This window comes from Micromonospora sp. NBRC 110038, from assembly GCF_020884815.1.
In the GTDB taxonomy this organism is placed as follows: Bacteria; Actinomycetota; Actinomycetes; order Mycobacteriales; family Micromonosporaceae; genus Micromonospora; species Micromonospora haikouensis.
Map to the genome: position 1 here is coordinate 164,068 of NZ_BBOL01000009.1, position 13,296 is coordinate 177,363.

At 74.8% G+C, this 13,296-nt stretch carries 12 protein-coding genes; 7 read left to right on the top strand and 5 right to left on the bottom strand.

The window, feature by feature from the left end; translation table 11 throughout:
• Positions 1 to 55: 55 nt before the first annotated feature.
• Positions 56 to 1,327: a serine hydrolase gene (locus LPU61_RS26270; RefSeq protein ID WP_229406466.1), complete on the top strand. Its 1,272-nt coding sequence runs from the start codon at positions 56 to 58 to the stop codon at positions 1,325 to 1,327.
• Positions 1,328 to 1,393: 66 nt separating this feature from the next.
• On the opposite strand, the gene LPU61_RS26275 is transcribed toward LPU61_RS26270, so the two are convergent.
• Positions 1,394 to 2,011: a pyridoxamine 5'-phosphate oxidase family protein gene (locus tag LPU61_RS26275; protein WP_229406467.1), complete on the bottom strand. Its 618-nt coding sequence runs from the start codon at positions 2,009 to 2,011 to the stop codon at positions 1,394 to 1,396.
• A gap of 214 nt (positions 2,012 to 2,225) precedes the next feature.
• Between LPU61_RS26275 and LPU61_RS26280 the strand changes: the two genes are divergently transcribed.
• Genes LPU61_RS26280 through LPU61_RS26290 form a run of 3 tightly spaced genes read left to right on the top strand, consistent with a single transcriptional unit; the run spans position 2,226 to position 4,476 of the window.
• Positions 2,226 to 2,732: a DUF2231 domain-containing protein gene (locus LPU61_RS26280; protein WP_043961511.1), complete on the top strand. Its 507-nt coding sequence runs from the start codon at positions 2,226 to 2,228 to the stop codon at positions 2,730 to 2,732.
• Positions 2,729 to 3,328 (top strand): Hsp20/alpha crystallin family protein, encoded by a 600-nt coding sequence (locus LPU61_RS26285; protein WP_229406468.1) that lies wholly within the window; start codon positions 2,729 to 2,731, stop codon positions 3,326 to 3,328. The genes LPU61_RS26280 and LPU61_RS26285 overlap by 4 nt, the downstream gene beginning before the upstream one ends.
• Before the next feature lie 14 nt (positions 3,329 to 3,342).
• Positions 3,343 to 4,476 carry a glycosyltransferase family 9 protein gene (locus LPU61_RS26290; protein WP_229406469.1) on the top strand — a complete coding sequence of 378 codons (1,134 nt, stop codon included), beginning with the start codon at positions 3,343 to 3,345 and terminating at the stop codon, positions 4,474 to 4,476.
• Between the two features lie 44 nt (positions 4,477 to 4,520).
• Here the strand turns inward: LPU61_RS26290 and LPU61_RS26295 are convergent, their stop codons facing one another.
• Together LPU61_RS26295 and rfaE2 are read right to left on the bottom strand one after the other, a co-directional pair.
• A complete protein-coding gene (locus LPU61_RS26295; RefSeq protein ID WP_229406625.1) occupies positions 4,521 to 5,333 on the bottom strand; it encodes a glycosyltransferase family 2 protein in 813 nt (270 codons plus the stop codon).
• A gap of 122 nt (positions 5,334 to 5,455) precedes the next feature.
• Positions 5,456 to 7,366, bottom strand: a complete 1,911-nt coding sequence (rfaE2, locus tag LPU61_RS26300) for a D-glycero-beta-D-manno-heptose 1-phosphate adenylyltransferase (RefSeq protein ID WP_229406470.1) — start codon at positions 7,364 to 7,366, stop codon at positions 5,456 to 5,458.
• Positions 7,367 to 7,468: 102 nt separating this feature from the next.
• Here rfaE2 and LPU61_RS26305 point away from each other — a divergent pair, with 102 nt between their 5' ends.
• Positions 7,469 to 8,020 (top strand): type 1 glutamine amidotransferase domain-containing protein, encoded by a 552-nt coding sequence (locus LPU61_RS26305; protein WP_043961515.1) that lies wholly within the window; start codon positions 7,469 to 7,471, stop codon positions 8,018 to 8,020.
• A 106-nt stretch (positions 8,021 to 8,126) separates the two neighbouring features.
• On the top strand, positions 8,127 to 9,797 hold the full coding sequence (locus LPU61_RS26310; protein WP_043961516.1) for an MDR family MFS transporter: 1,671 nt from the start codon (positions 8,127 to 8,129) through the stop codon (positions 9,795 to 9,797).
• A 10-nt stretch (positions 9,798 to 9,807) separates the two neighbouring features.
• On the opposite strand, the gene LPU61_RS26315 is transcribed toward LPU61_RS26310, so the two are convergent.
• On the bottom strand, positions 9,808 to 10,299 hold the full coding sequence (locus LPU61_RS26315) for an NUDIX domain-containing protein (protein WP_043961517.1): 492 nt from the start codon (positions 10,297 to 10,299) through the stop codon (positions 9,808 to 9,810).
• Between the two features lie 56 nt (positions 10,300 to 10,355).
• Here LPU61_RS26315 and LPU61_RS26320 point away from each other — a divergent pair, with 56 nt between their 5' ends.
• Positions 10,356 to 12,005, top strand: coding sequence for a fatty acid--CoA ligase (locus LPU61_RS26320; RefSeq protein WP_229406471.1), 1,650 nt, complete (start codon positions 10,356 to 10,358; stop codon positions 12,003 to 12,005).
• 218 nt (positions 12,006 to 12,223) lie between these two features.
• Here the strand turns inward: LPU61_RS26320 and LPU61_RS26325 are convergent, their stop codons facing one another.
• Positions 12,224 to 13,249: an NADPH:quinone reductase gene (locus tag LPU61_RS26325; RefSeq protein WP_229406472.1), complete on the bottom strand. Its 1,026-nt coding sequence runs from the start codon at positions 13,247 to 13,249 to the stop codon at positions 12,224 to 12,226.
• Between the last annotated feature and the right edge of the window lie 47 nt (positions 13,250 to 13,296).

A 13,296-nucleotide genomic window follows, 5' to 3' on the forward strand; every position in this document is an offset into this window, starting at 1 on the left:
GGTCGGGCAGTGGGCGGCAATGACCCGGCCCCGGATGGTCGACATGCTCGAATGCATGACGACGACGCGGAACACCACCCCCAAGCAGTCCCGCCTGATGCGCGCCACCGCGATCCTGGCGACCGCCGCGGCCGTGCTGACCGCCCCCGGGGTCGCCACCGCCGCCGGGGCCGACGGGCACCCGGCCGCGTTCGCTCCCGCCCAGCGGGGCGGCAACCCCGTGCTGGAGGACGTCGCCCGCCGGATGATGGCGGTCGGCCCGCCCGGGTACGCGGCCCGGATCGGCGACGGCCACCGGGTGACCCGCACGGCCGCCGGCCTCGCGGACATCTCCACCGGGCGACGCATGGCCGCCCGCGACCAGTTCGAGGCGGGCAGCAACACGAAGACGTTCACGGCGGTGCTCGCCCTGCAGCTGGTGGACCGTGGGCAGCTCAGGCTGGACGCGCCGGTCTCCCGGTATCTGCCGCAGGTCGTGCCGAACGGCCGGAACATCACCGTCCGGATGCTGCTCAACCACACCAGCGGCCTGTTCAGCTACACCGGCGACGAGGCGTTCATGGCCGGCCTGGCGAGCGACCCGCAGCGGGTGTGGACCCCACAGGAGCTGCTCGCCGTGGCATTCGCGCACGAGCCGAACTTCGCGCCGGGCACGGGCTGGTCCTACTCGAACACCAACTACACGCTGCTCGGGATGATCATCGAGAAGCTGACCGGCAGGGGCCTGCCGGAGCTGGTGCGGCAGCGCATCGCCGCGCCGCTGGGCCTGCGGCACACCTACTTCGCCGACCCGCGCGCGGTCCACACCGGCCCCGGCTACGCCCACGGCTACGGGGTCAGGCTCGCCGGCCCGCAGCCCGGCTACGTCGACACGGCCACCTGGCCGATCGGCGGCTGGGGCGGCGCCGCCGGGGCCGTCATCTCCACCACCGACGACCTCTCCCGCTTCTTCTCCGCCGTGCTGCGGGGCGAGCTGTTCTCGGCCGAGCAGCTCAGGCAGATGACGACCACGGTCGAGCTGCCGGCGGACTTCCCCATGAAGGGCGGCTACGGCCTCGGGCTGATCAGGCTCGACTCGGCGTGCGGCACGGTGTGGGGCCACGGCGGCGACACCCTCGGCCACCACAGCATCGCCCTGGCGACCGCCGACGGCCGGCGCACCGTGGTCAGCGTCGCCAACGCGGAGCCGTTCGACGCCGAGCCCAACGCCGGCTGGGACCGCTACTACCGGGTGGCCATGGCCGCCACGGACGCGTCCGTCTGCGCGATGCTCGGCAGGCCGGTGCCGGCCTCCGTGCTGGAGGACCTGCACAGCGTGGGTGGCTGACGAGATCACGTCGGGGAGGTGGCGGTATCCGGAGACGGGGATACCGCCACCTCCCCGACATTCGCGTCAGCCGTAGATCTTGCGCTCGTACGCCGGGCCGTAGTAGACCTCCAGGTCCGCCAGGCTCTCCGTCGGGACCTCGAGCTCCTTGGCCAGCCGGGCCCGGGACGGCACCGCGTCGGGCCGCCAGGTCTCCGGCCGCCACAGCTCCGAGCGGAGGAACGCCTTCCCGCAGTGGAAGAAGATCTGCTCGATCTCCACGACGATCGCCAGGACGGGCCGGTGGCCCCGGACCACCATGTCGTCGAAGAACGGGGCGTCGCGCACCAGGCGGGCCCGGCCGTTGATCCGCAGCGTGTCCGTCCGGCCGGGGATCAGGAAGATCAACCCGACGTGCGGGTTGTCCACGATGTTGTGGTAGCCGTCCGCCCGCCGGTTGCCCGGCCGCTCCGGGATCGCGATCGTCGTGTCGTCCAGGACCAGGGCGAAGCCGGGCGGGTCGCCCTTCGGCGAGACGTCGCAGGCCCCGTCCGCGCCGGCCGTGGCGACCAGGCAGAACGGCGAGGCCGCCAGCCACTGGCGGTCCCGCTCGTGCAGGGCCTGCCGTTCCTTGGTCACCGCCCGGGGCAGCGGCGCCCCCAGCAGCTCGCGCAGTTCCTCGTGCGAGGTGATCTCCACCGTCACGTCAGCCTCCCCGTAACCGTTGACCCCGGTGGCGGCCCGCGGCGGCGCTGCCCGGCCCGTCGGGTCGAGCCTAGGCGAAGCGCCGCGAGCGCGAGGTTTGTCACCCGGCGTCCCGGGTACGGCCCCACGCAGCGCCGCCGAGCCCCACCAGCAGCCCAGCCCGGAACAGCAGCCCAGCCCGCAACCGTGCACGGACCGACCGACGGAGGCCGCGATGGAGAGCCGACTCAAGGTGCTCGGGCACCCCGTGCACCCGATGCTGATCACGTTCCCCGTCGGCCTGCTGGTCACCGCCGTGATCTTCGACGTCGTCGACACCGTCGGCGGCCCGGCCTTCCTCGGCGAGGTGGCGTACTGGAACATCACCGTCGGCCTGATCGGTGGCCTGCTGGCCGCGGCGGCCGGCGCGTTCGACCTGCTGGCCATCCCCACCGGCACCCGCGCGAAGCGGGTGGGCCTCACCCACGCCGCCGCCAACCTCGCGGTGATCCTCCTCTTCGCCGCCGTCTGGGTGGTCCGGCTCAACGCCGAGTCGCGGGCCGCTGGCGGCGCGTTGATCGCCATCGAGGTCGTCGCGCTGGCCATCCTCGGTGCGAGCGCCTGGCTCGGCGGCGAGCTGGTCGACCGGCTCGGCGTCGGCGTCGACACCGACGCCGGCCTCGACGCGCCCAGCTCGCTGCGGGCCCAGGCGGCCGGCCAGCGGATGCGAGACGTGCGATGAGCCAGCAGTCCGAGGGCCGTGGCTGGCGCGGCCGGCAGCAGAGCTGGGACCCGATGGGGGAGCTCCAGTCGCTGCGCGCCGAGCTGAGCCGCCTCGTCGGCGGCGGCCGGTCCGGCCCGCCCGAGGTGGAACTGGGCGAGACCGCCGACGGCTGGGAGGTCGTCGTCCGGCTGCCCGGCGTGGCCCCCGAGGAGGTGGCCGTCGAGCTGGACGACCGGGAGCTGTGCGTCCGGGCCCGATCGGAGGCCGAGGTCAACGCCGACCAGGGCATCCCCGGCGGCTTCGAGACCCGGGGTTTCGAGTACCGCGTCGGCCTGCCCGCCCGCGTGGATCCCGACCGCATCGACGCCGTGATGGACCACGGCCTGCTCCGGGTCCGGCTGCCCCGGGCGGCCCGGCCCACCCCGCGCACCATCACCGTCGGCCGCACCGGCTACCGGGGAGCCGACGGGGGCCCGGCCCACCGGGGAGCCGGCACCGGCCCGGGCCACCGGACGAGCACCGGCTCGACGGGCACGCCCGCCCCCGTCGATTCCGCCGCCGACCGGGAGCTGCACCACCCGGACACGGCCGTCGACGAGATCGACCGGCCGTAGCGGGTCGGGCAGAGATGGTCACCCCGTCGACGTCCGGCCCGCAGGGCGGTGCCGCCGCACCGGCCGCGCTGGGTGAGCGCGTCCCCGACGTCGCGCGGATCGCCGTGCTGCGCGCCAACGCGCTCGGCGACTTCATCTTCATCCTGCCCGCGCTGGAGGCGCTGCGCGCCGCGTACCCGCAGGCGGAGATCGTGCTGCTCGGCGCGCCGTGGCACGCGCAGCTCTGGCGCGACCGGCCCGGCCCGGTGGACCGGGTGCTGGTGGTCCCGCCCGCGCCCGGCATCCGTGAGCCCGGCGCGGGCGAGCCGGAGACGTCGATGGCCGACTTCCTGGCCGCCGCCCGCGCCGAACGCTTCGACCTGGCGCTGCAACTGCACGGCGGCGGGGGCAACTCCAACCCGATCGTCGGCGGGCTCGGCGCGCGGGTCACCGCCGGGCTGCGCGCCGAGGACGCCCCGCCGCTGGACCGGTGGATCCGCTACGTCTACTACCAGCACGAGGTGCTGCGCTACCTGGAGGTGGTCGGCCTGGTCGGCGCGCCGCCCGCCGGGATCGTCCCCGTGCTGGCGGTCACCGACGCCGACCGGGCCGAGGCCGACGCGGTGCTCGGCCCGCCGGGGCGGCCCCGGGTGGCCCTGCACCCCGGGGCCACCGACACACGGCGGCGCTGGCCGGCCGAGCGGTTCGCCGAGGTGGCCCGCGCCCTGGCCGGCGACGGCTACGAGGTGCTGGTCACCGGCACGCCCGCCGAACGCGACGTGGTGGACCGGGTGGTCGCGGCGGCCGGCGTGCCGGTGCGCCCGCTCGTCGGCGCGCTCGGCCTCGGCGGGCTCGCCGCCTGCTACGCCGGCTGCGCGCTGGTGGTCTCCAACGACACCGGCCCGCTGCACCTGGCCGCCGCCGTCGGCACCCCCACGGTGGGGGTCTACTGGATCGGCAACCTGATCAACGGGGGGCACCTGCTGCGCGGCCGGCACCGCCCGATCGCCTCCTGGACGGTGCGCTGCCCGGTCTGCGGCGTCGACTGCACCCCCGGGATCTACCCGCACCGCCCCGGCGACGGCGAGTGCCCGCACCGGGACTCGTTCGTCGCCGACGTGCCGGCGATCGAGGTGCTGGAGGCGGCCCACGACCTGCTGGCCGGGTAAGGAAGGCCCCCTGTTGACGCATACGGTCGAGAAGGGTCCCCTGCTCACACCCGCTCGGGAGAGTCGGCGAGCACGACCTCCCACGCCTCGACGTCCCGCTCGGTGACCGTGGTCGGCGACTCCAGGTGGTAGGCGCCGCTGGGCAGGACGCCCGCGCCGCCGTGGCGCTCCAGCACCGCGAGCTGGGCGGCCACGTCCTCGCCCTGGTGGTTGGGCTGCACCCGCCGCCAGAAGTCGAAGCCGCCCGAGTCGACCAGCGCAGCCCGGTCGTACAGCACGCACCCGCCGACCCAGGAGACCTTGTACGCCCGCCACGCCCCCGCCGGCAGGCGCAGCCCCTCGGTGACGTGCAGCAGGTTCGCCGCCGAGTGGATCGACGCCCGCTCCCACTGCGGCGTGCCGGGGCGGACCCGCTCCGGCACCGGCCGGCCCGCCCACTCCTCGTAGTGCCGGTGGGTCTGCGGCCGGACGTCGTCGACGTACGACAGCCCGTGCACCGCGTTGCCGACGAAGCCGCAGCCCAGCTCGCCGATCGCGGTGACCAGCCGGCGCAGGGTCCCCGGCTCCAGCCAGACGTCGTCGTCGAGGCAGAGCACGTAGCGGGCGACCGAGGCGTCCAGCAGGTACGCCCGGTGCTCGGCCAGCCCGCGCCGGGGCAGCCGTCGGGTCAGCAGCACCGGGTGGCCCCGGTGGCGCAGCGCCCGCACCATCGTCGCGGCGGCCGGATGGGCGTACGCGGGGTCCCCGTCGGACTGGTCGCTGACCACCACGCCGAACCCGGCGACGCCCTCCTGGGCGGCCAGCCCGGCGAGGGTGACCGCCAGCTCGGCGGGCCGGTTGCGCGTCGGGATCAGCACGTCGAGCTGCCGCTGGCGGCGGAACCCGTCGGCCGTGCCGGGGTCGAGCGGTCGGCCGACGCCATCCGATGCGGAGGCACGCGGTCGGTCGACGCCACCCGTGCCGGGGTCGAGCGGTCGGTTCACGCCGGCCGGCCCGGCGTCGACGCCGTGGAACCGTGGGCGTCCACCTGCTCCGGCTCGCCCGGGACAGCCGATCGGCCGCGCGCGTCCACCCGCTCCGGCCCGCCCGGCACGGTCCCGTGGCCGTGCGCCCGGATGCGGTCGATGATCGCGGAGGTGGACCGGTCGGGCACGTACCCGAGGGTGCGGACCTGCCCGCCGAGCCGGCGCACCAGCGGGGCCTCCGGCACCATCTCCGGCGGGTAGTCGCCGCCCTTGACGTACACGTCGGGGCGGACGACCTCGATCAGGTCCGCCGGGGAGTCCTCCTCGAAGATCACCACGTGGTCCACGCAGGCCAGCGCGGCGAGCAGCGCGACCCGGTCCTCCACCGGGTTGACCGGCCGGTCCGGGCCCTTCAGCCGGCGTACGCTGCCGTCGGAGTTGACCGCCACCACCAGCAGGTCCCCGAGGGCCCGCGCCTGCTCCAGATAGCGCACGTGCCCCGGGTGCAGCACGTCGAAGCAGCCGTTGGTGAAGACCACCGACCGGCCCGCGCCGCGCTGGGTCTCCACGATGGCCGCCAGCTCGTCCGGGGCCACCAGCACGGGGTGCCCGGCGTCGTCGCCGCGCGCGCCGAGCGCGCGCAGCAGGTCCTCCCGCCGGCACACGCAGGTGCCGGTGTCGGACACGGTGATGGTCGCGGCGAGCTGGGCGAGCTGCGCGGCGGTCGGCAGGGGCGCGGTGGCGGCCAACGCCAGCGTCATCGCGGCCAGGTAGGCGTCCCCCGCGCCGACGGCGTGGCTCGCCGGGACCGGGGTGCTGTGGCTGCGCCGGGAGGCGCCGTCCGCGCCGCCGACCACCGCGCCCTCGGTGTCCAGGGTCACCGCGACCACGTCCGCGCCGGTGTGCGCGCGCAGCTCGGCGAGGCGGGCCTCGGCCAGCACGGCCCGGTCCACCCCCTCGCCGGCCAGGGCGCTCACCGTCACGCCGGTGCCGGTGACGCTGAGCCCGTCGCCGGTCATCGCCACCCGGTCCTCGCCGGGCGTCGGCTCGCCGGTCCCGCCCGTGGGCGGGCCGAGCGGCACCCCGGCCGGCGGCGGCGCGGCCCCCGGCACTCCGGCCGGTGCGGCGACCGCCGGGGATCCCGCCGCGCCCGGCGCGGTGCCCACGCTCAGCTCCGAGGGGCCGTCCGCCGGGTCGGCCGCCGGGTGGTCCAGGTGCAGGTGCGAGTCGGTACGCGAGGCGGCGCGGGCGAGCAGCCGGGTCGCCTCCGCGAAGCTGGGGGTGACCACGGTCGGCGCGAGCCCCCGCCAGTCGGCCAGGTCGTGGGCGTCGAGGGCGATCGTGGCGTACCGGTCGCGGGCGGCGACCAGCCAGGCGCGTACGGGCGCGGGCAGCGCGCCCAGCCCGTAGTCGCAGACCACCAGGGTCGGCGCCTCGCCCCCGGCGGCGGCCCGCAGCTCCTCGGTGGCGCACTCCAGGGCGGTGAGCAGCCGCTGCACCCCGTCGCCGTCGAGCGCGTCGTCGGGGTCGCCGGAGTCCTCGCGCAGCAGGATCTGGTTGCCGGCGAGCATCCGCCGCTTCACGGGGGTGTGCCGGCCGGGCTGGGCGACGGTGCGGTCCCAGACCCCGGCCCGGTCGAGGCAGTCGTGCAGCTCGTCCCCGGCGACGTCCGCGCCGACCGGGGCGACCAGCACCGCCCGCCCGCCGAGGGCGGCCACGTTGACGGCGGTGTTCGCCGCCCCGCCGGCCGCCGAGATGCGCCGGCGCAGGGTGAGGACGGGGGCCGGGGCCTCCCGGCAGAGCCGGTCGGACTCGGCGAACCGCCACTCGTCGAGCATGGCGTCGCCGATCACCAGCACGGGGCGGCCCAGCCAGCTCTCCACGACGGTGGCGAGCCGGCGCTCTTCCGCTGCTGCTCCTGCCATGCCACCCCGGGTCCCCCGGCCCTGCGGGATCAAACCTGGGCCAGTTTCGCCGCGGCGGGCCCGGGAACCGTCCAGGGGTACCCCCGAGAGGAGAGACACGACATGGCAGGCACGACACTGCAGGGCAAGCGGATCGCCTTCCTGGCCACCGACGGCGTGGAGGAGGTCGAGTACACCCGGCCGCGCGAGGCGGTCGAGAACGCCGGGGCGACGGCGGAGCTGGTCTCGCTCAAGCCGGGCAAGATCCAGGCATTCGACCATCTGGACCACGGCGGGACGTACGACGTCGAGGTGACCGTCGCCGACGCGGACGCCGGCCGGTACGACGGCCTGGTGCTGCCCGGCGGGGTGGCGAACCCGGACTTCCTGCGCACCGACCCGGACGCGGTCCGGTTCGTGAAGGCGTTCTTCGACGCCGGCAAGCCGGTCGGGGTGATCTGCCACGGCCCGTGGACGCTGGTCGAGGCGGACGTGGTGCGGGGCCGCCGGATCACCTCGTGGCCGAGCCTGCGCACCGACCTGACGAACGCGGGCGCGACCTGGGTCGACGAGCCGGTCGTCACGGACGACGGGCTGGTCAGCAGCCGCAAGCCGGACGACCTGCCCGCCTTCTGCGCCAAGATCGTCGAGGAGTTCGCCGAGGGCCGCCACTGACCCGCCGAGGGCCGCCACCGACCCGCCGAGAGCCGCCAACGACCGGATCCGCCTTCTTCCTCCCGCCCGGCCCGCATGATCCGCGCCGGGCGGGAAAGAAGGCGGGATGACCACGCAAGAAAGCCCGGTGTTGAACCCCCGGCAGCTACGCCTGCTCATGTTCGGCCTGATGACGGGCATGCTGCTCGCCGCGCTGGACCAGACCATCGTCGGCACGGCGCTGCCCACCATCGTCGGCGAGTTGGGCGGGATCGACCACTACTCGTGGGTGGTCACCGCCTACCTGCTCGCCTCCACCGCCTCCACCCCGCTGTACGGCAAGATGGCCGACCTGTACGGCCGCCGCCCGGTGTTCCTCTTCTCGATCGGGACGTTCCTGCTCGGCTCGCTGCTGGCCGGGCTGTCGCAGGACATGACCCAGCTGATCGTGACCCGGGGCGTGCAGGGCCTCGGCGCGGGCGGCCTGATGACGCTCGCGTTCACGATCATCTCGGACGTGGTGTCGCCCCGGGAACGCGGTCGCTACCAGGGCCTGTTCGGGGCGGTGTTCGGCATCGCCTCGGTGGCCGGGCCGCTGGTGGGCGGCTACTTCGCCGAGGCCAACTGGCGGTGGATCTTCTACCTGAACGTGCCGCTGGCGATCCTGGCCATCGTGGTCTGCTACCACGTCATGCGGCTCATCCCGTTCCAGCGGCGGGAACACGCGATCGACTGGCTCGGGGCGGCGCTGCTGGTCGCCGGGGTGAGCTGCCTGCTGCTCGCGCTGAGCTGGGGCGGCAACTCGTACGCCTGGGGCTCCGCCGTGATCGTCGGGCTGTTCGTGGCCGGGGCGGTGCTGGGCGGGCTGTTCCTGCTCCAGGAGGCGCGGGTCGCCGAGCCGATCCTGCCGCTGCGGCTGTTCCGTAGCCGGACGTTCGCGCTGGCCAACGGGGCCGGCTTCGTCCTGGGCCTGGTGATGTTCGGGTCGATCATCTTCATCCCGCTGTATCTCCAGATCGTCAAGGGCGCGTCGCCGACCCGCAGCGGCCTGCTGATGCTGCCGATGATGGCCGGCATCATCGTCACCTCGATCCTCACCGGCCGGGCGATGACCCGGATCGGCCGGTACAAGTGGTTCCCGGTCGCCGGGTCGGTGGTGCTGCTCGCCGGCATGCTGCTGTTCACCCGCCTGGCCGTCGACACGTCGTTGTGGGTGGCGTTCGGCTACCTGACGGTCATCGGCGTCGGGCTGGGGCTGTCCATGCAGTCGCTGATCCTCGCCGTGCAGAACTCGGTGGGCCCCCGGGACCTCGGCGCGGGCACCTCCTCGGCGACGTTCTTCCGGTCGCTGGGCGGCTCGTTCGGGGTGGCGATCCTCGGGGCGGTGCTGTCGTCCCGGCTCGCCGACCAGCTCGCCGCCCGGATGCCGGCCGCGCTCGCGCAGCTCCCGCCGCAGCAGCGGGCGGCGGTGCTGGCCGGCGGCGGGAACAACGTGTCGATCAACGACCCGGCGACGATCCTGGCCCTGCCCGGCCCGGTCCGCGCCGCCATCCAGGCCGCCTTCGTGGAGTCGCTGCACCTGGTCTTCCTCACCACCGGGCTGGTCGCCGTCGTGGCGGTGCTGGTGACCCTGGCGCTGCCGAACGAGAAGCTGCGCGGGGCCGGGCCGCGCGGCGCGTCGGGCGGGGCCGACCCGCTGGGCGGGAAGGCCCCCGCCCCGGGCGGCAAGCCGCTGGCGAAGGAGTCGCGGGACGAGGCCGCCGCCGAGATGGAGGCCAAGAGCCAGACGATGCTGTGAGAACCCGCGGCTACTTCAGGATCATCCGGTTGGCCTGCTCGAAGACGTCGAGGTCGGCGAGGGTCTCGGTGACGGAGGCCGACAGCGGGGCGGGGAACCGGTCGCGGTGGAAGAAGCCCGCGTCGGTGGTCTCGTCGGTGGCCCGGACCAGCTCGCCGTCCCAGTCCTCGACGCGGAAGGCGACGGTGAAGACCTGGTAGGTGTGGCCGTACATGTTGGTGGTGATCCGGTCGGGACCGGTGTAGAGGGCGAACGCGCCCACCCGCAGGGCGCGCAGCCCGGTCTCCTCGCGCACCTCGCGCACCGCGCAGTCGGCGATCGACTCGCCCAGCTCCATCGCCCCGGCCGGCAGGGCCCACTGGCCGTTGTCGGAGCGCCGGATCAGCAGCACCCGGCCGGCGCTGTCGCGGACCACCGCGCGAGCGCCGACGAACATCAGGGTGCGGTCACCGGCGAGGGCGCGAAGCTGCCCCACGTACGAGTCGGCCCAGGAGATGCTCACCCGGACAACCTAACGGGGGTTCCCAACGGATGACCGCCGACACTAGCTTGTTACCCATGCGTAGCACGATGATGGACGCTCCCCTCCAGGTCGCCCGGATCCTCGAACACGGCGCTACGGTGCACGGCACCGCCGAGGTGGTCACCTGGACCGGCGGCGAGCCCCGTCGCATGTCGTACGCCGAGGTGGGGCGGGCGGCGGCCCGGCTGGCCCACGCGCTGCGCGACGAGTGCGGGGTGACCGGCGACGAGCGGGTCGCCACGTTCATGTGGAACAACAACGAGCACCTCGTGGCCTACTTCGCGGTGCCCAGCATGGGCGCGGTGCTGCACACGCTGAACCTGCGGCTCTTCCCCGACCAGGTCGCCTACATCGCCAACCATGCGCAGGACCGGGTGGTGCTGGTCGACTCGACGCTGATCCCGCTGCTGGCCCGGGTCATCGGCGACCTGGCCACGGTGCGGCACGTGGTGGTCGTCGGCGGGGGCGACCCCGCACCGCTGGTGGCGGCGGCCGGCGACCGGATCGCCGTACACCACTGGGACGCCCTGCTGGCCGGCAGGCCGGAGGTCTTCGACTGGCCGGAGGTCGACGAGCGCGACGCGGCCGCCCTCTGCTACACCTCCGGGACCACCGGCAACCCCAAGGGGGTCGCCTACTCGCACCGGTCGATCTACCTGCACTCGTTGCAGATCTGCATGCCGGAGGGGTTCGGCCTCGGGCCGACCGACCGGGAGCTTGCCATCGTGCCGATGTTCCACGCCATGTCCTGGGGGCTGCCGTACGCGGCGTTCCTCTCCGGCGCGTCGCTGATCATGCCGGACCGGTTCCTCCAGGCCGCCCCCATCGCCGCGATGATCGCCGCCGAGCGGCCCACCCTGGCCGGCGCGGTGCCGACCATCTGGAACGACCTGCTGGCCTACCTCGACGAGCACGACGTGGACACCTCCTCGCTGAAGGAGGTCATCGTCGGCGGCTCGGCCTGCCCGCCCGCCCTCATGCACGCGTTCGACGAGCGGCACCACGTCGACGTCATCCACGCCTGGGGGATGACCGAGATGTCCCCGCTGGGCTCGGTCGCCCGGCCGCCGGCGGGGGCGACCGGCGAGGACGCCTGGCGCTACCGGTACACGCAGGGCCGCGTCCCGGCCGGGGTCGCCGCGCGGATCGTGGGTCCGCTGGGCGAGCCGCTGCCCGCCGACGGGGCCTCCGTCGGGGAGCTGGAGGTCCGGGGGCCGTGGGTGACCGCCCGGTACGTCGGCGACGACGCCCCGGACGAGGAGAAGTTCCGCGACGGCTGGCTGCGCACGGGCGACGTCGGGACGCTGTCGCCCGACGGGTACCTCACCCTCACCGACCGGGCGAAGGACGTGATCAAGTCCGGCGGCGAGTGGATCTCCTCGGTCGAGCTGGAGAACGCCCTGATGGCCCACCCGGCGGTGCTGGAGGCCTGCGTGGTGGGCGTGCCGGACGAGCGCTGGGACGAGCGGCCCCTGGCCACGGTGGTGGTCCGCGAGGGCGCCGAGGTGACCGCCGAGGAGCTGCGCGACTTCCTGGCCGGTTCGGTGGCGCGCTGGCAGTTGCCGGAGCGGTGGGCGTTCGTCGACGCCGTGCCGAAGACCAGCGTCGGCAAGTTCGACAAGAAGGTCGTCCGGTCCCGGTACGCCGAAGGGGGCCTGACTGTCCGGGAGTTGACAACGCCGTAACAATTTCAGGCGCACCGTCGCCTGAATGGGCAGGGATGTACTCCTAGACCTCCCTCCCCCCAAGGGCGGCCCCGGCGTTCGCACCGCGCCGGGGCCGCCCGCCCAGGGGCGGTTCACCCGCCCCTCCATTCTTGCGAAACTTGTTCGGCTCTGTCCTGGCGACGGGGAAAACAGCCGGTGAACGCGCCCGTTCGGTGCCGGTCCGGTCGGTGGCCGTCCTATCCGGCGCTCGCCCCCTCGGCCGTCGTGACCAGCACCTTGCCGACCACCGAGTTCTCCACCGCCTCGTGGGCCGCCGCCGTGGCTGCCAGCGGGTGGTGGTGCAGTGGCAGCCCGGCCTCCTCGCCCACCCGCACGGCGCCCTGCGCGGCGGCCGCCGACACGTCGGCGACGGCCTGCGCCTTGGCCACCGCCGGGGCGGTGTAGACCAGCACGAACTGCCAGCGGGCGTTCGGGGCCATCAGCGGCCGGATCGGCAGCGTCACCTCGCCCCCGCCGTCGTCGGCGTAGACGCAGACCGCCCCGCCGGCCCGCAGCAGCTGCACGTCGGCCGCCGCGTTGCGCGCCGCCGACACCTCGACGATCGTGTGTACGCCGTCCGGGGCGATCTTGCGGACCTCCTCGACGACGTCCTGCTCCCGGTAGTTCACGACGAACGACGCGCCGGCCGCCGCAGCGAGGTTGGCCTTCTCCGCGCTGCTGACCGTGGCGACGACGGTGGCGTCGGCCCAGCGGGCGAGCTGGATCGCCGCGTTGCCGACCGCCCCCGCCCCGCCCTGCACCAGCACGGTGTGGTCGGCCAGCGCCCCGGCGTGCAGCTTGCCCGGCATCATCTCCCCGGCGGTCAGGCAGCGGTGCGCGGTGAGGAACGGGATGCCCAGGGCCGCCCCCACGTCGAAGGAGGCGTCGCCGAGGGGCACCGCCTGCCCGACCGGCACCACCGTGTACTCGGCGGCGGTGCCCCACGGGCGCTGCCAGGCGGCCTCCCAGAGCCACACCCGCTCGCCGATCAGGTTCCGGTCGACCCCCGCCCCGACCGCCTCGACCACCCCGGCGCCGTCCTGGCCGGGCGTCTGCCAGCCCGCCGGCGGCGGCGAGGCCCGGCGGGCCTTCCAGTCGGTCGGGTTCACCCCGGAGACGGCCACCCGGACGAGCACCGCGCCGGGCCCCGGTTCCGGCACCGGCCGGTCCACCAGGCGCAGCACCGAGGCGTCGCCGTTGCTCTCGTACACGATCGCCCGCATCGCCGTCTCTCCTCACCCTCGCCTGCGGCGGGCCCGTCGCGGGCCCG

Bases quoted from the DNA above. Each gene is read 5' to 3' on its own strand.
- LPU61_RS26280 (WP_043961511.1), top strand. From the start codon at position 2,226: ATGGAGAGCCGACTCAAGGTGCTCGGGCACCCCGTGCACCCGATGCTG.
- LPU61_RS26325 (WP_229406472.1), bottom strand. From the start codon at position 13,249: ATGCGGGCGATCGTGTACGAGAGCAACGGCGACGCCTCGGTGCTGCGC.
- LPU61_RS26305 (WP_043961515.1), top strand. From the start codon at position 7,469: ATGGCAGGCACGACACTGCAGGGCAAGCGGATCGCCTTCCTGGCCACC.
- LPU61_RS26290 (WP_229406469.1), top strand. From the start codon at position 3,343: ATGGTCACCCCGTCGACGTCCGGCCCGCAGGGCGGTGCCGCCGCACCG.
- LPU61_RS26285 (WP_229406468.1), top strand. From the start codon at position 2,729: ATGAGCCAGCAGTCCGAGGGCCGTGGCTGGCGCGGCCGGCAGCAGAGC.
- LPU61_RS26320 (WP_229406471.1), top strand. From the start codon at position 10,356: ATGCGTAGCACGATGATGGACGCTCCCCTCCAGGTCGCCCGGATCCTC.
- rfaE2 (WP_229406470.1), bottom strand. From the start codon at position 7,366: ATGGCAGGAGCAGCAGCGGAAGAGCGCCGGCTCGCCACCGTCGTGGAG.
- LPU61_RS26310 (WP_043961516.1), top strand. From the start codon at position 8,127: ATGACCACGCAAGAAAGCCCGGTGTTGAACCCCCGGCAGCTACGCCTG.
- LPU61_RS26270 (WP_229406466.1), top strand. From the start codon at position 56: ATGACGACGACGCGGAACACCACCCCCAAGCAGTCCCGCCTGATGCGC.